Here is a 16557-nt window from a genome sequence, read left to right on the forward strand (position 1 = left end):
CCATAAACACCACCTCACCAGAACTTTATTTTGTCAATCAACCAGCCCATGGCTCCTCCAACGAGTTTTCCAGAGAACCACCCTGCTAGGATCACTATCCCAAGGAGTGCTCCAATTGGCCCCAAGAACTGCCTACCAAACCAGGACACTACAAATGCAATGATAATCACTATTAAATCGGCTAATTGTAGTCCAAATGGTAGCTTTATACGTGAAAGTGTCCCAAATATGTCCAGATGAGGTTCGTACTGCTTCGCAAGGGCTTCTATCTTCTGTGCTTGTTCTGCATTCCACTTCGCCTGCTCTTTTAATCCAGCAGTTGCCTTTATGGCAGCATTCAGCCAGAAGTCTCCAGCATCCTCCATCTTCCTTGCCACATTTAACCAGTTCAGGGCAAGCTGGTTATTCCTGCTCTTGACAGCTTCAAGGTATTTATCAAGTGCTTTCTCTGCCCTATCGTATGCCTCCTTAGCCCTCTTTGCATAGTACTCCCCTTCCTGGACACCAAGGCGTTGGGCCTTCACTATCAGCTCATCAGCCTGAAGTTTCTTCTTCTCAAGAGTCTGCTTTATCGTGTCAATTAATTGCTGTGCTGCCTGCAAATCTGCCTCAGTTATCTCTGTCTTGTTGGTTATTGTTGTAAGTGGTTGAACTCTCTGATCAGTTAACGCAGTATCAAAGTTTTCTTGGACAGAAACCTTTGGATTTACCATGAACCATATTGGTATCCTAACCCCATCCTCGCGCTGGAGTTCTAAGTAGGCCAGTCCAACAACAACGTAATCAACAGTCCCATTTGCTGAAGTGTACTTGACAGGGAGCCCAAGCTCATAGAACGTCTTAAAATCAGTCATTTGTGTTGCTTTAGTGTATGCCAGCTCCCAAGTTGATGAATTGAGAACCCTCATGACAAATATCCTGAAGTCGTCTGAAAACACGGGAGGCTTTCCATTGACTTTTATTAAGGGGTCGAAGTACTCTGGTACCGCCTTGAATGTGAATATCCAGTTTGCTACTGAATCCATAACGTGGACGGATGAAGCTTGGCTAACTATCACAAAGTTTGAAAGTGCTCCAAATAATCTCTGCTGATAAATCTGATACTCGTCGGCTTCTTTCAGAGCTCTAACACTCTTTGGAGCGCTTGCTACTAAGACACCATATTGGCCAAAGTCTGGAACGCCTGTAGTATGAAGGTAGGCTGAAGTGGTCTCTCCAGTAACTGAAATGTGTGTAGTCCCCTGGAAGATGTAGCACTTCTTTGATGATGAATCGTAGACATGCTTTGTTCCTCCAGCAAGCTTTTCACACTCAGTCTGGTTTTCGGCAGTCTTCCACTCCCAAAGCTCCCTCTCACCCTCCACCTCCACTCCAATCTCAAAATGAGGCACTATTGCATTCGTTAGGTTCATGTAGAGGGATTGTGAAAATGTTCCAGACTCTATCGCCTGTTTTACCTTGTATACGTAATCGTCTGGAGTCTTAAGGACAGTTCCTAGTGTGAAATCATCTCCATTCAAGAGCGGAGTCTCGTTGGAGCTCCAAGACCAAGTCCTCGACCAAATTTTTTGACCAGTTTCAGTATTGATAACATAAACAGTAACCCTCTGGAGATGTAAGTAAGCCCAATCGGGATCCTTCTTTGCGACAGTAATTCTAATCTGGACTGGAAATGCTGAGAATCCATATACCTTATCAGGACCATAAACCTGAACTTTGAGGTCACCAAGGGCACCCTTTTGCTCATAATCATAGCTTACAAAATCGCTGATCAACTGTTGGGTATATTTTGCAAGTTGCTTGTAGGCTTCCTGTTTCGCATTTTTTGATAGATTTAGCCATTTAAGGTAGTCTACCTGCTCAAGAACATCTTGAGTAGTCGCATTCTTTGTTGTAGTCTGTGTTGTTGTAGGAGACTTATCCCCACGATGAATTACATAATATGTTGTTCCTGCTCCTGCAAGGAATGAGGCCAAAAGTAGTAGTCCTATCACAATAGCAGGTATTGCCGCTTTGTTGATGAACTGTTTCTTTATAGAATAATAAGAAAAGGGGAGGTTGATATACATGGCCTCACCTCCTTAGAATCGCTATTGCTATTCCTGCAACGAGTAGGGCTCCAAGGATCCATATCCAAGTGTTTCCAGAACTGCCGCCAATTGGTAGTGAGAATTCTCCTTCTGTTATTATCACGTGGACTTTGTCTTGGTAGAGGGTGTTGTTCCCCTGCAGGACCTTCAGAGTTAGATCATATGCATCATACTGGAGGTCTCCAGGGACGGCGAATGCTAAAGTTATAGTCTTCTCTGAAAGTGGAGCAACGCTTATGCTCTTGTTCACGTCATTTGCTAAGAAACCACCGCTTAGAACAACTGTATAATATGCAGTATCATCTCCAGGGTTCTTAATAAGCACCTGAACCGAGCCTTCCCCACCCTTCTTCACGGTTACAGTGTCAGTAAGCAGCTTGATGCTTGGATTCACGGTTATTGACCATGTGGCTATCTGTCCGTTATACTGAATCTCAAGAGTATAGGATCCCTCACTCGGAATATTTATCTCAAAGTCTCTCGCTTCATAAGGCCCTAACACTGCCGACTCGCTTGAAACCTCATTCCCATCCTTATCCTTCAGAATAACTAATACCGTGAGTTGATTTCCTTCAGTCTCACTAATCCTAACCTTGTTTTTACCCACCTGCCACTCTGAGGGGAACTGAATGCTAAACGGCAGTGGAACTACCTCATACGCTACCTGCTTGCTTGTTGTGTATGTCTTTGACATGATAGCATCATTCGAGGTTATCGTTATCGTGAAAGTGTGCTGTCCAATCCCCTTCGCCTTGAACTTTATCGAGATTTGAGTGTCTCCGCTTATGTCCCCAAGGTAGTACTTCCCATTCTCGGGACTTATGACCTGCCCGTCCTTCCTTACCTCCAGGATATTACTCAGTCCAGAAATCGATAAGTAGGTGTTATAACTGGCTTCGGTGGTTATTGGGCTCAATACAAAGTTCAGCTCGTAAATCGTGTTCTCTGGCACTTTTATCTCCGAGGGGAAGTTCTTCAGTAGAAAGGCTGCAGATGAGGGATACATTTCTACTGTTATGCTTGTGTCACCCTGGACGTCTATTGTTTTAGTGACGCTCCAGTAGCCCTGCTTTTCAAATGTTAGAGTGTGAGTGCCCTTGGTGAGTTCAATGCTATCCCCGCTGTTAATTGTTCCCAAAATCTGATCTCCTTCGCGGACTGTTACTGAATTAAGGGGCTGGCCGGTGAGGGCGTCTTTTATTGAGACAGTTACTGTAAATCTTGGTGGGGAGTAGTCTATTCTTAGTATTTCTGATGATGAAACGCCTGTTAGGCCGTTTATTCCATCAATGCCATTACTGTAATCCTTATTTGAGAAGAATATCAACCTAAACTGCATCCAGCTCGATGCAGTGTAATATTGTGCTATTTCAGTATAAACAGCGACGCTCTTGTTGTTAATGTAACTCTGCCAAGTATTTACCAGAAGCTCGCCCTCTCTTAGGTGGGTAGGCTTTCCAGTTCCCTTGTAGTAGTACTCCCTATTCTGCGTATTATCCTCGTTTACATAATCATATATATTTACAACCGTCTGTCCATGATCCCAATTCGTATATGCCTTCATTCTCCAAAAGAGCTTAGCATAAGCTAACTCTATCTTATACTCCCTCTTCTGCCCGTTTTTTATTTGATAGTGCACTATGTAAACGTACTTAGCATTTTGAACATAATTTGACTGAGCTTCAATTTTCGTGAAGTAAGCATCAGCAGAAACAACTCCAGCGTCTATTAGAGTCTGTAAAACATCTCCAGCAATCTTAGCAGCCTTCCAATCAGCAGAATCAATTGTAGAGCCAGAAGGAGGTTCTTTAAACAAGTCCCACATGTCAGAGCTCTTTATGATAATATTCTGCCCATCCAGTAGCACCAACGTCGTAGTGTCATTGTAGTGGGGATTATCACCCCACCCCAACGCTTGTAGTGCCTGCTGAACATCGTAGCTTTCCGAAAGCGTAAAAACAACCCTCATCTTCTCCTGAAACTCCTCCGCCCTCACAATTCCTGTTAGAATGCTGGAAATTAACAATATACCAAATACAAAGCTTAGCAGCCTCTTTCCCATCCTCCCTCACCCCTCCACTCCATAATCCAGCCCTATTGCCCCAACAAGGCTTAATGTCAAAATCAAGTTCTGAACGTTGTTCTTGAACGCTTCAAGAAGAGCGAAGTTGCTTTGCTTCAACAGAGCGAACAGAAAACTCAACAAGAGCATATCGTATATCAGCACGCGCCAGCCAGCCGAGAAGGGCCTAATGTTAATTATGTTGCGATTCCCCTTGTTAGTCAAGCCCCAATGAAGCAATATACCTCCAACAGAACCTATAGCAATGGAAGTCTTGTCCATGATCGGCCATGCAATTTTATACCAGAGACCCAAGATCACTAAGAATATCAAGAGCTGTAGAAGGCTCTTAGCGTTCATACTGACACCACCTTTCTTGCTTTTGATAATTCGGCAATAGTTTGCTGTAGTTCACGCTCTACTCTGATTTTCTCTTCGAGAATGCGATGATACTCCTGCTCAAGCCTTGCCTTCCTCTTCTTCAACTTCCTAAGCCTCTTCTCCAACCTCTCGATAGAGTCCATACTATCACCCCGCGGAGGGTGGCCCAAAATAAGAGAATAGGGCGCAAATATTTAAGAATATTTAAAAGAGGCTTAATAACCCCTTAATAAGGAGTATATAAAAAATCAAGCCTTTGGTCTAACAACCGAGTCATAATATAGCCTTCTAACGGCCATTCTAACTACCGCTGACTTGTTTATTCCAAGAGACTTTGAAAGCATCTCTATCATTTCATGCGTCTCTCTATCCATACTAAAAGACCACACATAACTTCCCCTCTTCTCCTTATTCTCCTTACGGGCCACCCTCCGCCACCTCCTCTCATTTTTCATATTTCACGATAAGATATGAGAGTTCTGAAGCAAAGAGCACAACAAGCGTGAAAAGCATCACAAGAGTGGCAAACACGAAAACAAAACTAACAAGAGACAAGATCACCCCTCATCACCCTCTAAGATCTCTACTTGTAATTATATATAAGATTTATGCAAATCAGACATAAAACTTACCCCTATCATGAATATAGTCCTGTATAAAACATATATATAGAGACCAGAAATAATGCAAAAAAAGAGCTTAAATAGAAAGTGATAGTAACAAAAACAAAGTGCTAAAATGAAATGGAGATGAGAGAATGGGGGCGGACGTCATTAGTTTTAGTGTTACCCTTCCAAAAAAACTTTACGAAAAACTAGAACGACTTGTCGAGGAAGGTTATTACACAAGTAAAAAAGAAGCGATAGTCAAGGCCCTATGGAGCGAAATCGAGAGAATAGAAGAAGAGCGAAGAAAAAAAGGACTACCACCACTTTAAATAATATCCTCAAAATCCTCGATTCCGCCGAGATAGAACTCATTGACTGCGTCATAAAGAGCCTTGACCCAGCCGAAGAACCGTTTTGACAGCTCTACCATCCCGTTTTCCTTTCTTAGCAGTCCAGCTTTTACCAAGGATCCTAGGACTCTACGATATTGCATATAGTATTTGTTGAAAGAAGTTCCGAACCGCTCTGCAAAGTCTAAACTAATCTCCCTGTTCCTCTTCGTTCTGGAATACATTTCATCATAGCGCTTATAGTTGTCAAGAAGCTCCTCAATGTTCACAGGGTCAAGGTGCTCGTAGTAGTAGTATTCCTTAAGATACTCCAAAACCAAGAGAGGCCAATCCTCAACATGCCAAGGACCTTGGCGGGCCCTTCTAATCAAAAACATTGCCCATCTTTGATAGTAGTCCTGCTTTGGAAACATCATCTTGACAATATCCTCCATCGCTCTTGGTTTTGCCCTCCAATCAAAATATAGAACCGCTTTATCCTTCCGCTCGTATTTCTTCTCCTTCTTATTCTTCTTTGCCTTAGCCATGCGAACCACCATATAACCAAAATCGTTAAACCATTTAAATGTTTTGGTTATAGACTTGGCAGCTCACCAACTTTCCTATAACCAATTTTGGTTATATGACCCCCTTGGGTCATGACCCCAAAACCTTCCTTGGATCATCTGGGGAAAGAAAAGAAGGAAAGGCAATATAACCAATTTTGGTTATATTCTAATAATCCTCCTCATCCTCATATTCATCATAATAGAACCATCTCCTCCCATTGCTCCTGAATGCCCCATTCTCAATGAGTGCCCAAAGAAATGCCTCTCTAAGAATGTCAGCCATGTTGTGGTGGATAATTCCAGCTATCGAACCAATTGAAGCCCTTACCTTCCAGCTCTCCCAAAGCGATGGGACACTTGATCCATCAAAAGGATCCCCAAACGGAAAAGGCATAATGTCCACCAGCCGGCCCCTCATCTGCTTGAGATCCAGAAGCCGCAACTCATGCTCTTTGAGGAACTCCCCACCTATCTTGTAACCCAACCACTTTTCCTCAAACGATGAATAAAAAGCCCAAATAGTTGAACCCTTGAATTCTTCAAGATCTTTCTTAAGGTTCTCGATCAGCTCCTCTTCCGTACCATTGAGGCGAATGACCACCCAAGCCTTGGAGCCGGCAACAATGCCATAACTCACTAGTTCGTCCGTTTCAGGCTCCAACCCTGTTGTCTCCAAGTCCAAGATAATGTTGCCTTCGGGCAAAACGTAACCCAGGAACACCAAATGTACAATATTGTACCGCCAGATCCCCTTTACCCAGCACTAACACTATGTTTCAAACTCTCCAATATTGCTTCAAGCTCTCTCGCGAGGTACTTATTCATGTGATCCCTCAGCTTTGTAAGAATAAATTCCATAACCGGAACAATGTCCTCATTTTCTGGATCTGTCTCAGCCTCAGCTACAATTCTGAGCTTGAACTTCTTTGCTAATTCATCCCTGACATCCTTCGGAGCTCGTTTGAGTAATAATTTCCTTGAAAGTATTGTAAGCCTCCTCTTAATCCTCTTGAGTGCCTTCTCTTTGACCTTCTGAATTGCGTCACCAAGTCCAAGCTCTTTCTCAGCTATTTCAATTCTCGCCTTTACCATTTCCTCAAGGAGAGCATTTCTGAATTGAACCAACGAAGCCCCAAAGGTCCTAACACGCTTTAGAAGCCCAATCTCCTCAAGCATCTTGACGACTTCGCGAATTCTCCTCTCAGAATAGTGTAGCTCCTGGGCCAGCTTCTTTAGATCCACCCAGCCATTTAGAGTCACAAGCTTTAGAACCGCCCTGGCCAAATCATTCTGGATAGCCCTTCCAAATGCTTCATTCTCCTTTATCTTCTCTATCTGTATCCCCAACTGCTCATTCCACGTTGGAAAGTCTATCAGCCTCACGGTCTTTTCTGGGCGCATGTCTGGCTTGAAATGATCATCCTCCAGGAGATTACCCTTCTGAACCCCCGTTTTCGCCAATATAGAGATTACAAGAGAGTCCAAGAAGTCCCTCAGCTCGCCCTCTAACGCCAATGGGATCCTGTCACTCAGCTTGGGATCAACGCCAGCCTCAATCTTGAAGCTGTTCCTCAAGTTCTCCGGAGCATTAGCTGACTCCCAGTCCTTTAGCCTGTAGATTTTTATGTAGAATGCCAAGTCAAGATGTTTAAGGCTTTCAGGAAGAAGGCTCTCATCCTTAAACGTTACCTTGTAGAACTTGTAAGCGTCCTCTTCTGTGTCTTGATGAGCCTTCACCTTTGTCCTGGGCTTGTCTCTAAGCCAAAATTCGAAGGACCGTAAAGTCTGAGCCACAGGACGCTCGACGCTAATGCTTACCCTAATGTGCCTCTCTAATGTTATTATGTTGCTATCCCCTTCCCGTATTTCGCCCAAGTAGGCCGTATTAATGTCGAGCCTCTTGAAGATCTTAGCCAGGAGTTCGAGTATTTCATCCCAATCCATATATGAGCTTTGAATGTAAAGAAGAGTAGCCTCATCACGACCCTCCGGGAGCTTCCACCTGTGGAACTCCCCATTTCTGCGGTACCACATATTTTTCAGCCTGGGCTTTATTGTTACAACAAGCTTCCTGTGGCCTATCTGATCTCTCGCATCAATCACATACTCAAAAAGACGCTTATACTCGCCATCCTCATGGCGATACAGGCCAGACTTCTTGGAATAGAACCTAACATCGAAGTGATCAACAGTGAATTCCCTGTCTCCCTCCTGTTTCCAGGCATCAATAGCCGCAAAATAGAGCATCCTCGTGGTCACGACATTCCTCTGACTTCCATGTGTGACAGGCTCAACGAATCTAATCAGGTTCTCATCAGAATACGAAACCTTATTAACTTGTTTGACCGACTCCATAATGACCGACCTCCTCGGAGGTTTCACTACCCGCTGCACTAGGCCCCACTTTCCCTTTTACCTCTTGTTCAGAAGCTTCAAGAGCACGGAGAAATTCTATAATCTTCTCCCCAGTCTTAGGCCCATACGACCATGTTTCCCCTGTAGAAGTTATCGTAAACAGCCACTTCTTGTCATGGGCATCATACTTTGCAATGACTCTTCCACCGAGCAACTGCACTACCCGCTGCACTAGGCCCCACCACTATTACTTCATAAATTATGGTATATAAAGTTTGCGAATAAATTCCGCTAAGTTTTTTAGCACAATTGCATGACTATGCAAATTGCTTACCACAATTTATAGTAGTCCTACCCCTGTGTCCTACTCCTGATCCCCTCAAAGTCGGTGAAATTTTCGCCGACCCCCCTTTGGGGGTGTAGCCAAAGAGGCCACGACCACCCTGAAAACCCGCGCCGGCCCAGGCCCAAAACCCGGCCCGAGAACCAGCCCCATGTTGGCACTATGTATTTGGCAATGGTATCGCCGAATTCCCTTTAGCGTTCATCTGGCCATGCAGGGAGAAGCCCCCTCCGACGTAAATCCTGCCTGATTAGATCTCTAAGGTAATCAGCCACTGAATTATAGCCTTCCTCTTCTACAATCTTCTCAATCCTCTCTCTTGTCTTCTTATCAACGCGAACAATCAAAATCTCAGTATATTTGTTCGCCACAGCCCTCACCATTGTTCTTTTAAGCGATTCTGATTATTATACATGCGTATTCTATTTAGATTCTGTTGAGAATACAAATCCTTAACATAACAAATGCACAATTTTACTTTATGATCCGAGAGAAATTGCGACGGTGGCTTGGCATTGAAGAGAACGCTTCAGAACTCACTAAACTAAAGAATGAGCTTTCTCTCTTGCGAGAGACGCTTAATGCTCAAATCTCTCAACTCCGTTCTGAGATTGAAGAAAAACTAAAAGATAAAGTTGAGAGAGAAGAGCTAAACGAACTCATTTTCAGACTCGACGAGCTTGAGCGAGAAATCAGACTTCTTGAGAAGTACTCCCTGCCCCGAACCCATATTGAAGGCATCTCTCAAGAAGAGATACTAAAAGAGAAAATCATGGATATTCTCTCCGCAAGAGAAGAGATAACAATCTCAGAACTTCAATCTCTCATGGGTTGTGGCTGGAAAAAGCTGTATCAACTTCTTAGGGAGCTGGAGAAGGAAGGACGGCTGAGAAGAGAGAAGAAAAAGGGCCGTGTTATCATTAAGTGCCCCTAATTATATTCGGAAATAGCTCTTCATTTTCTTTTATGATAACTTTCAACAGTCTTACTGCCCTTTCTATTGATACTGTTACTTCTGGTTGATAACTCCTCTCATAGGCCTTCTTGAGTTCTCTCAGCACTTCTTTCATCAGCTCTGCATTGATCCTTGCGCTCTTTCCAATGTACCTTCTCTTCTTTTTCACTTCTTCCTGGGGAACTTCCTGGGGTACGTCTTTTTCTTCTTTGGTGCTCTCCTCAATGTCTATCTTGATGTTCATCTGCTCGGCTATTTGGTTGAATACGTCTTTAGCAGAAACTTGCTCGCTCATAGCTCAAAGTCCCTCCAAATGTCATCCTTCTTGCTCATGTCTATTAACGCGACTTCTCCTCCCTCAGCAATCTTAAATTTCTCTTCTTTCCTTCTCTCGTTTCTGGCCTTCTCAAGCAACTTGTAGCTCTTCATGTATGGGTTGATTTTGAGTGCTGAGTTCACGAGCTCTTTCATCTCCTGCTCGATCAGTGTCTTTACGAGCTCTTCTAGTGTCGTTGCTTTTGCGTAAACTGCTTCGAAGAGTGCTTTTTCATCTTCGTGTTCAAATGGTGGGACGGCTATTCTCCCGTATGGGCTTTCTCTTATCTCGCTTGCTTCCACTATTATGGTGTGGTCCAGGACAGGTAAGTGGACAAAGGGCTCGAAGCCCCATAGGACCTTCAAGTGTTTGTACCTTGCAACTGTCCTTGTGATGGCCATGAAGAATTCGTCTAACCAGGAGGGGGCCCTAGGTAGATAAGCAATAGCAACAAGCCCGTTTGGAGCTAAGGCCACTCCTTGAACATAACCAAGTGTCATGACTTCTTTACGGCGAGTTTCTGGCCTCTTGAACAATATTTTGAGAACGGTGTGGTGGGTTTTCTTGAAGTCGAGCTGTTTGAATACGTCCTCATATGTTTCTTTCTCAACTCTGTACTCCTCCAGGGGAGTTTCCTCTCTGGCTATCCTTTCAACTCTCTCTTCTGCAATCGGAACTAACTTCTCCTCAACAAAATTTTCTCTCTTCGGGAGGCCTCCTTCACGTCTTTTCTTCTTTCCAAAAAGCCTGAACATGCTCAACACCTCCTAGAGGGTTTGGGAAGGGCGGAAATGAATTCTCTCTGTGAAAAACTTATTATAAATAAAATATCCTTTCCCACGCTCTTTTCTTTTCAAAAACTCGACTTCTTCTGGAGATTTTGCAACAATGCGTTCAAATTTTATGTCGAAGTCTGGAACAACTTTTTTGAGAAGTGCATAGTCATCTGCACTTGCAAGGGTTCCAAGAATGGCTATGTGGCTTGCACCATAGACAATTTCAGATGGTAGGCTGTGTAGATATTGCGTTGCAACGAAAAAGTTTACTTGGTTTGATCTTCCTTCTCTAAAGAGTTTTGCAATTATGTTTCTTCCCCAATGGGTGCGGAGGTAGTTTTGTATCTCATCACCTGCTATGAAGACTGCGGTTTCTTTTTCTTGAACGTACTCTTTCAGAACCCACTCTATGACTTTCTTGAAGATAATGTTTTTTGCGGACTCTGTTAGATCCGAGTTTTGGCTAAAATCAATGATGTTTATCTTTGTATTGTCTATGTGGCTGAAAAGGTCTTCTCCTTTTACTTTCAGCCACCTTATCTTTTTCAGACTTTTAGAAACGTTATAAACTCCCCATAAGCTCGTCGGTGGCTTTTTATTCTCAACTTCGAGAAATTCGAGCATTTCATCATATATCCTTTTTGCTTCGATGCTCAACTCATCTGGATCTCTTACTTTTTCCTCATCCCATGCTGTCTTTATTATCTGAGCATAGATGGTGTTTGGGTTTATGTTCACTACCTTTACGATATCTTCAAAGTCAAGCCTTTCATACCTTATGAACGTTGACACGACTTCTGTTTCGGGTCCAGAGTCCATTGCTATATGGTTTAGTTCTCTAGTAGGGTTGAATACGAAGCGTCTTGTGGGAAATGCCATAGAGGATATTCCAAAGTTGCTGAAGAGGGTGTGATGCTCATCATATTTTAACCATCCTAGGATATTTTCCCAACCCAATGCGAAATCTCCCATCAACCCTATCTGTCCCTCTAACCCTGGTGATTCAAGCATTTGAATGTATATTTTGAAGGTTATTAGTTGATCAGGGCTTATTTTTTCACTTAACCATTTCTCTCCTCTTGTTTTGATTAGTTCATAGTACGCTTTTCTAACAAGTTGTGCCTTTGCCCTGTCGTATTTTCTTTCGAAGATTATAATGAGTGGAGGTTCTTGGTTTCTTCCCCAACGAGTGTTAAGGTAAATCTCTTGGAGGAAAGCCTTCATCGTTGTGGTCTTTTGGAAGCCTGAGGGACCAAGAAAGAGAATGTGGTTTGCGTCATCCTCGTTTATCTTAAGCCACCTATCCAATGTCCCATTCACACTTTTTGTTCCTCTTCCAATGTATATCTCATTCAGCCTTCCTTTCGTTATTTGCTCCCATGTAGTCATTTCTTCTTCTATGGACTCCACGCTAACCCCTCCATTTTCTTAATGAAAATAATATAACCTTCCTCACGCAACATATGTTTTTGTCATCAACCTCCGTTTTCCTCACCGTTTTTTGTCAAAAACACACACCTCCTGTTGCGTGATTGCTATTAGTCTATTCATAGAAGTATTTACGCTTCTTGCGATATAGCAAGAGCCCAAAACCGCCAACAAGCATTCCACTAAGTATTAAAGTGCCCCAAAGCCTCTTAGCACTCTTTTCAGACTTCTTTGCTTGCTCGATGTAATTACTCTCGGCATGCTGCTCTACCCTGGAGATCATTCCAGAAAAGACTTCCTGATACATCTTCAGCTGCTCTTTGAGGTATTCATTCTCTGCTTTTATGTAGTTGAGCTTGTTTGTGACGTTTGCGAGCTTTTCTTTGAGCTCCCTGTTCTCTCTCGTCAAATTCAGAAGCTTAAGCTGGAGCTCGTTAAAATTAACATTACTATTGCTATTCTTTGCAAGCTCCCTTATCTTCTGCTTAAGCTTTTCATTTTCCTCTTCGAGTGTCTTTATCTTCTCTGTTGCATTCTCAAGCTCAGCTTCAAGCTCCCTAATCCTCTCCTCGTACTTTTCCTTATCCTGGAGGCTAGAAGTTTGTCTTGAAAACACTATCTCAAAAGGCTCCTCTGAAGTTATTGTGACATAAGTCTTGGTGTTAAACGTCTTGACTTCAAAAGTCAATCCCTCTACTGTCTTTTTCTCTCCCTCAAAGATATAAGTGTCTCCGACAATAACAATACTTCTATTTCCTGCAATATCTCGGTCAACTTTTGCTGTCAAATTATTCACGTAGAATATTGTCCCTGGATCTAAAGAGCCAGTCCAGGAATAATACCCAAGTGCTCCAGGAATACCTAATATTATTAGAAGTATTGGTATGAAGAGGCGCTTCATTGGCTCACCTCCCTGACAAAAACCGTAAGCTCATAAGGGCTTTCGATAACTATTTGGGCAATATACAGAGAAGTTCCAACCCAATAGCCCTCCCCGTGTATTTCCACATCATTAATGGTTATGTCCATGGGCTCGTAGTAGTGATTTGTCTGATTATTGTAGGTTACGAAGAATACAAACTTCCCTTCCCTAACCTCATAGTCAACCTTGATCGTGACATTGAGCTCCTGGATAACTAACTCATAACCAGCCTCAACCTTTCTCTCGTACGTATAGGTTACAGGAGTCGAAGTTGTTGTAGTGTTCGTAGTCTGATTCAGGGGAATTGTCAAGGTTTGGTTGCCAAGGTCAATTAGAAGGGCTCCACCTTCCTCTTTAATGCATCCTGATGATAGCACAATAATTCCTAATATTCCTATAATGAGGAACCTTAGAAGTTTCATACTATCACCTCCTAACTAAGCGATATGGAGAATGGGCTCTCGATAATCACGGCTTTGGTCTGTCTGTTCACGCAGATGTAGTTGTATGTATTCAGCTTCGTGCCGTCTCTGTCTTGCCATACCTCAAAACACCAATAACGCTGATCCCTCTTCACCTTCTCACTCAAAGTCTCCTCCTTGATGAAGAATCTAATATTCAGACCATGCTCTTTTAATTTCTGATTAATTGGAGCAAAGTGCTGTCTAGCAAGCAGTAAGGCTTCCTCTGCGGTCACTGGATAATACTCAATATGCATCCCTGTCTTAACCACCAATGAGCCGTCTGGATACTTAATCAAAACACTTTCATTCTGCTTTACTGCAATGAAGCCTGTCCTTGGATAACCTAATTCGTATAACCGTTCTTCGAGCTTACTTGGACGATTGTCGAGATAATACTTGACTGCGTAAATTGTGAGCGTTGCAAAAATGAATAGGACTAGCAATATCTTCCCAAGGCTCGGTTGCTTGGGAGAATAAGTATAAGGGGAGAGGGCCATTCACCCTCCCCCCTATCCAGTACCATTTACAATAACTGGCCAGGAAGAAGTGGCGTTGGCTTGGAGGATCAGTGGCTCGGTTTCGTTGAAGAGGGCTACAGTATTACCGCTAAGATCCTCGACTTCAAAGTAGAATGCATAGTAATAGTTCTCAGTAGCGTTTATGACTATTGGAAGGCTTGTAGAGTTCATGCTTACGAATGTGGCGTTGCTGAAGTCGGTTGTATTGCTTTCAGCGTAGTGGACTATGTATTCATAAATCACGTCATTGTCGCTTGCGTTGAAGTTAATTACGAACTGCTTAGCCGTCCCATTGTAGTCTATTGTAATTGAGTTGATAACTGGAGCATAGGTGTCCTTAACTTGGATGTGGTAGGTTTCAGTCTTGTATGTCTTGGTCTCGTTGCCTGCCCTATATTCCACTTTTATGTAATAATAGAGGATGTCTCCAAACTTGCTCGGAAGAGTGGCCTTGTATGTATCATTCTCAAGTTTTGCTTCTACTGGAGAGTAGGTAGCATTCTCGGGGTTGGCAACGTTGAGGGCATAGTAAACGCTCACGTTGCTGATATTAGCGTTGCTTGCAATTACCTTGAAGCTGATCAAAGCCTCTCCAGTTTCGAGCACTTTTGCTTTTATGTCTGAAACGCTAACGCTTGCGGTAACGTTCTCATTTTCAGTGGTGTTCTTTTCCTTGTTCAATATGCTGGAGAGGTCAATGAAGCCTCCGCCGTTGCCCTTTGCTACTACAAAGTATCCAACTACCAATAATCCAACCAGGAACAAACCAACAATTAGGTTCTGCATTGATTTTTTCATCCAATCACCCCCTTCATTTTCTCAATAATTCCTGGAATGGCCTTGAGGAAGGAAACAAACACATCAATTAGCCCGAATTCTTGTAAGATTGCTAGAAAGGCTAGGAAGTACAGTAGATAGGAAACTAGCCTGTTTGAAATTATGGCTCCGAATATCAGGAGTAGGATCGCCAAGATCAAATATGGGTGGCCTTGGGCAAGTGATTGGGCTTGGGAGAGAATGTTATTCAGGTCCATGGGGAAATCACCTCCCTTGTTTTGAGGCTAGGGCCATGAGGATTCCTGCGGTTGCAAAACCAACAACGCTCTTCAGGAGCTCAGCCGCAACTTGGGTTGGATTGTTGTATATGGCGATCAAGTACACTCCAGCCATGGTTCCTAGGGCAAGAAGATCTGGAAGGCCCCACTCTGGTGATATGAATCTAAGGAATGCGAGCGTTAGGAGGATAGCCAAGCCCACTACATAGTACCACTCAGTTCCAAGTCCGAGTATTGTTAGTGTGGTCTTCAGAGTCCCCTGGAGGATGGTGATGTTAAGGAGGTAAAATAGAAAGGCAGCAATGAGCCTCCATGCGTCTTTCACGAACCATCACCCCATCAGCATTGGGGGTAGGAATGCAACATGACTGAATCCACCGACAAGCTGTGCAGCTACCCAAAGAATAGTCATCCAGGGTTCATCTCCAGTTTCTGGCAACATCGTGTATGCTGCCATTATACCGGCCCAAAGTAGGACTCCAGGGTTGTATGCGTTTAAGTTGGCTGTAATAACTCCTCCTAGAATTGCGAGGGCCCCAACGAAGATAACGGCGCTAACTATGATAGGAGACAGAATTCCCATTATGTCATTCCTCTTTCCACCAGTGAATGCTTGATAGACTTTGTTATAAACGCTGTAATATGCGGTTTTGTCTATGAAGTAGTCCATTGCATCAAGGAATATTGGCAAGGCTAATGGGGTTGCTTGGATTGCGCTTACGAAGTCTGATGCTGTCACTGACTTGCCTATTGCATATTTCATCAGGTAAGCAAGGATTCCAATTGCAATTGCAGTTCTCACTAAGACTCTTCCAATTGCTAGTTTCCTGTACGGATCACCCAAGGCCCACACCCCCGAGGAGGGTGAAATAAGCGAATTTGGTTATGAGTTGGACTGAGAGATAATACAGGAGTACAAATTGGGTAGTTCCAGTCTTTGGCCAGAGAAGTAGGAGCGTTAGTGATCCTGCTACAACATAGGTTACTGGAGTTATTGCTGAGAAGTTCAGGGTAATTGTTCCAGCTATTAGCCATGTTACTGTTATGAAGAAGAAGCCCGCAACTCCGAGGGCTGTTACTATCCCTACCAGACCTTTATTTCTGCCAGATACCTTCCTATAGAGGCTTCCAGTGTCGAATAAGTAGTCCATGATCATGATGAACAAAACTACTGGTAAGGGGATGCTGGCAAATACCTTAACGAACTCACCAGCTGTTATTGAGTGTTCCTGCGCATACCACGAGATTCCTGCCATTATTCCCACAAGCAATATGTTGTAAAAAATTTGGGAAATGAGAGACTGCCTGTCCATAAACACCACCTCACCAGAACTTTATTTTGTCAATCAACCAGCCCATGGCTCCTCCAACGAGTTTTCCAGAGAA

23 protein-coding genes are annotated in these 16557 nt (G+C 43.3%); 2 read left to right on the forward strand and 21 right to left on the reverse strand.

Annotated features, from left to right (window positions below; translation table 11 throughout):
• Positions 1–14: 14 nt before the first annotated feature.
• From P8X24_RS11620 to P8X24_RS11640, 5 genes are all read right to left on the reverse strand, one after another.
• Positions 15–2069 carry a hypothetical protein gene (locus P8X24_RS11620; RefSeq protein WP_372916433.1) on the reverse strand — a complete coding sequence of 685 codons (2055 nt, stop codon included), beginning with the start codon at positions 2067–2069 and terminating at the stop codon, positions 15–17.
• A 4-nt stretch (positions 2070–2073) separates the two neighbouring features.
• Positions 2074–4152, reverse strand: coding sequence for a hypothetical protein (locus P8X24_RS11625; protein WP_372916435.1), 2079 nt, complete (start codon positions 4150–4152; stop codon positions 2074–2076).
• Between the two features lie 6 nt (positions 4153–4158).
• The gene (locus P8X24_RS11630; RefSeq protein WP_372916437.1) at positions 4159–4512 is read right to left on the reverse strand and encodes a hypothetical protein; all 354 of its coding nucleotides are present in this window, start codon (positions 4510–4512) and stop codon (positions 4159–4161) included.
• Positions 4509–4676, reverse strand: coding sequence for a hypothetical protein (locus tag P8X24_RS11635; protein WP_372916439.1), 168 nt, complete (start codon positions 4674–4676; stop codon positions 4509–4511). The genes P8X24_RS11630 and P8X24_RS11635 overlap by 4 nt, the downstream gene beginning before the upstream one ends.
• 105 nt (positions 4677–4781) lie before the next feature.
• Positions 4782–4961 (reverse strand): hypothetical protein, encoded by a 180-nt coding sequence (locus tag P8X24_RS11640; RefSeq protein WP_372916441.1) that lies wholly within the window; start codon positions 4959–4961, stop codon positions 4782–4784.
• Between the two features lie 329 nt (positions 4962–5290).
• Here P8X24_RS11640 and P8X24_RS11645 point away from each other — a divergent pair, with 329 nt between their 5' ends.
• Positions 5291–5470 (forward strand): ribbon-helix-helix domain-containing protein, encoded by a 180-nt coding sequence (locus P8X24_RS11645; protein ID WP_372916444.1) that lies wholly within the window; start codon positions 5291–5293, stop codon positions 5468–5470.
• Here the strand turns inward: P8X24_RS11645 and P8X24_RS11650 are convergent.
• The 5 genes from P8X24_RS11650 to P8X24_RS11670 form a co-directional block, all read right to left on the reverse strand.
• The gene (locus P8X24_RS11650) at positions 5467–6030 is read right to left on the reverse strand and encodes a hypothetical protein (RefSeq protein WP_372916446.1); all 564 of its coding nucleotides are present in this window, start codon (positions 6028–6030) and stop codon (positions 5467–5469) included. The two genes, P8X24_RS11645 and P8X24_RS11650, sit on opposite strands and share 4 nt — an antisense overlap.
• A gap of 175 nt (positions 6031–6205) precedes the next feature.
• Entirely contained in the window at positions 6206–6760 is a 555-nt protein-coding gene (locus P8X24_RS11655; RefSeq protein ID WP_372916448.1) for a hypothetical protein, read from the reverse strand.
• A 32-nt stretch (positions 6761–6792) separates the two neighbouring features.
• The gene (locus tag P8X24_RS11660; RefSeq protein ID WP_372916450.1) at positions 6793–8394 is read right to left on the reverse strand and encodes a DUF7845 domain-containing protein; all 1602 of its coding nucleotides are present in this window, start codon (positions 8392–8394) and stop codon (positions 6793–6795) included.
• Entirely contained in the window at positions 8372–8626 is a 255-nt protein-coding gene (locus P8X24_RS11665; protein WP_372916452.1) for a hypothetical protein, read from the reverse strand. Before P8X24_RS11665 ends, P8X24_RS11660 begins: the two co-directional genes overlap by 23 nt.
• A gap of 305 nt (positions 8627–8931) precedes the next feature.
• Complete coding sequence (locus P8X24_RS11670; RefSeq protein ID WP_372916454.1) at positions 8932–9108, reverse strand: hypothetical protein; 177 nt, start codon at positions 9106–9108, stop codon at positions 8932–8934.
• 110 nt (positions 9109–9218) lie between these two features.
• On the opposite strand from P8X24_RS11670, the gene P8X24_RS11675 reads away from it, so the two are divergent.
• Positions 9219–9671 (forward strand): DUF977 family protein, encoded by a 453-nt coding sequence (locus P8X24_RS11675; RefSeq protein ID WP_372916456.1) that lies wholly within the window; start codon positions 9219–9221, stop codon positions 9669–9671.
• Here the strand turns inward: P8X24_RS11675 and P8X24_RS11680 are convergent.
• The 11 genes from P8X24_RS11680 to P8X24_RS11730 all read right to left on the reverse strand — a co-directional run bounded on the left by P8X24_RS11680 (position 9658) and on the right by P8X24_RS11730 (position 16484).
• Positions 9658–9987: a hypothetical protein gene (locus P8X24_RS11680; RefSeq protein WP_372916458.1), complete on the reverse strand. Its 330-nt coding sequence runs from the start codon at positions 9985–9987 to the stop codon at positions 9658–9660. The genes P8X24_RS11675 and P8X24_RS11680 overlap by 14 nt on opposite strands.
• On the reverse strand, positions 9984–10763 hold the full coding sequence (locus P8X24_RS11685) for a hypothetical protein (protein ID WP_372916460.1): 780 nt from the start codon (positions 10761–10763) through the stop codon (positions 9984–9986). The genes P8X24_RS11680 and P8X24_RS11685 overlap by 4 nt, the downstream gene beginning before the upstream one ends.
• Positions 10764–10775: 12 nt before the next feature.
• Positions 10776–12008, reverse strand: coding sequence for a hypothetical protein (locus tag P8X24_RS11690; RefSeq protein WP_372916462.1), 1233 nt, complete (start codon positions 12006–12008; stop codon positions 10776–10778).
• Positions 12009–12327: 319 nt separating this feature from the next.
• Entirely contained in the window at positions 12328–13113 is a 786-nt protein-coding gene (locus tag P8X24_RS11695) for a hypothetical protein (RefSeq protein WP_372916464.1), read from the reverse strand.
• Positions 13110–13556: a hypothetical protein gene (locus P8X24_RS11700; protein ID WP_372916466.1), complete on the reverse strand. Its 447-nt coding sequence runs from the start codon at positions 13554–13556 to the stop codon at positions 13110–13112. The genes P8X24_RS11695 and P8X24_RS11700 overlap by 4 nt, the downstream gene beginning before the upstream one ends.
• 11 nt (positions 13557–13567) lie before the next feature.
• Positions 13568–14095, reverse strand: coding sequence for a hypothetical protein (locus tag P8X24_RS11705; RefSeq protein WP_372916469.1), 528 nt, complete (start codon positions 14093–14095; stop codon positions 13568–13570).
• Positions 14096–14107: 12 nt separating this feature from the next.
• A complete protein-coding gene (locus tag P8X24_RS11710; protein WP_372916471.1) occupies positions 14108–14914 on the reverse strand; it encodes a hypothetical protein in 807 nt (268 codons plus the stop codon).
• Positions 14911–15150, reverse strand: a complete 240-nt coding sequence (locus tag P8X24_RS11715; RefSeq protein ID WP_372916473.1) for a t26-9p — start codon at positions 15148–15150, stop codon at positions 14911–14913. Before P8X24_RS11715 ends, P8X24_RS11710 begins: the two co-directional genes overlap by 4 nt.
• A gap of 7 nt (positions 15151–15157) precedes the next feature.
• A complete protein-coding gene (locus P8X24_RS11720) occupies positions 15158–15496 on the reverse strand; it encodes a hypothetical protein (RefSeq protein WP_372916475.1) in 339 nt (112 codons plus the stop codon).
• A gap of 6 nt (positions 15497–15502) precedes the next feature.
• The gene (locus tag P8X24_RS11725) at positions 15503–16015 is read right to left on the reverse strand and encodes a hypothetical protein (protein WP_372916477.1); all 513 of its coding nucleotides are present in this window, start codon (positions 16013–16015) and stop codon (positions 15503–15505) included.
• On the reverse strand, positions 16008–16484 hold the full coding sequence (locus P8X24_RS11730; protein ID WP_372916479.1) for a hypothetical protein: 477 nt from the start codon (positions 16482–16484) through the stop codon (positions 16008–16010). Before P8X24_RS11730 ends, P8X24_RS11725 begins: the two co-directional genes overlap by 8 nt.
• Positions 16485–16557: the final 73 nt, after the last annotated feature.

Origin of the sequence: Pyrococcus kukulkanii, from assembly GCF_041647995.1 — an archaeon.
Classification (GTDB): domain Archaea; phylum Methanobacteriota_B; class Thermococci; order Thermococcales; family Thermococcaceae; genus Pyrococcus.

Coding starts and splice junctions, on each gene's coding strand:
- P8X24_RS11705 (WP_372916469.1), bottom strand. CDS start 14,095: ATGGCCCTCTCCCCTTATACTTATTCTCCCAAGCAACCGAGCCTTGGG.
- P8X24_RS11625 (WP_372916435.1), bottom strand. CDS start 4,152: ATGGGAAAGAGGCTGCTAAGCTTTGTATTTGGTATATTGTTAATTTCC.
- P8X24_RS11650 (WP_372916446.1), bottom strand. CDS start 6,030: ATGGTGGTTCGCATGGCTAAGGCAAAGAAGAATAAGAAGGAGAAGAAA.
- P8X24_RS11690 (WP_372916462.1), bottom strand. CDS start 12,008: ATGAAGGCTTTCCTCCAAGAGATTTACCTTAACACTCGTTGGGGAAGA.
- P8X24_RS11680 (WP_372916458.1), bottom strand. CDS start 9,987: ATGAGCGAGCAAGTTTCTGCTAAAGACGTATTCAACCAAATAGCCGAG.
- P8X24_RS11675 (WP_372916456.1), top strand. CDS start 9,219: ATGATCCGAGAGAAATTGCGACGGTGGCTTGGCATTGAAGAGAACGCT.
- P8X24_RS11710 (WP_372916471.1), bottom strand. CDS start 14,914: ATGAAAAAATCAATGCAGAACCTAATTGTTGGTTTGTTCCTGGTTGGA.
- P8X24_RS11730 (WP_372916479.1), bottom strand. CDS start 16,484: ATGGACAGGCAGTCTCTCATTTCCCAAATTTTTTACAACATATTGCTT.
- P8X24_RS11700 (WP_372916466.1), bottom strand. CDS start 13,556: ATGAAACTTCTAAGGTTCCTCATTATAGGAATATTAGGAATTATTGTG.
- P8X24_RS11630 (WP_372916437.1), bottom strand. CDS start 4,512: ATGAACGCTAAGAGCCTTCTACAGCTCTTGATATTCTTAGTGATCTTG.
- P8X24_RS11695 (WP_372916464.1), bottom strand. CDS start 13,113: ATGAAGCGCCTCTTCATACCAATACTTCTAATAATATTAGGTATTCCT.
- P8X24_RS11660 (WP_372916450.1), bottom strand. CDS start 8,394: ATGGAGTCGGTCAAACAAGTTAATAAGGTTTCGTATTCTGATGAGAAC.
- P8X24_RS11715 (WP_372916473.1), bottom strand. CDS start 15,150: ATGGACCTGAATAACATTCTCTCCCAAGCCCAATCACTTGCCCAAGGC.
- P8X24_RS11635 (WP_372916439.1), bottom strand. CDS start 4,676: ATGGACTCTATCGAGAGGTTGGAGAAGAGGCTTAGGAAGTTGAAGAAG.
- P8X24_RS11685 (WP_372916460.1), bottom strand. CDS start 10,763: ATGTTCAGGCTTTTTGGAAAGAAGAAAAGACGTGAAGGAGGCCTCCCG.
- P8X24_RS11620 (WP_372916433.1), bottom strand. CDS start 2,069: ATGTATATCAACCTCCCCTTTTCTTATTATTCTATAAAGAAACAGTTC.
- P8X24_RS11645 (WP_372916444.1), top strand. CDS start 5,291: ATGGGGGCGGACGTCATTAGTTTTAGTGTTACCCTTCCAAAAAAACTT.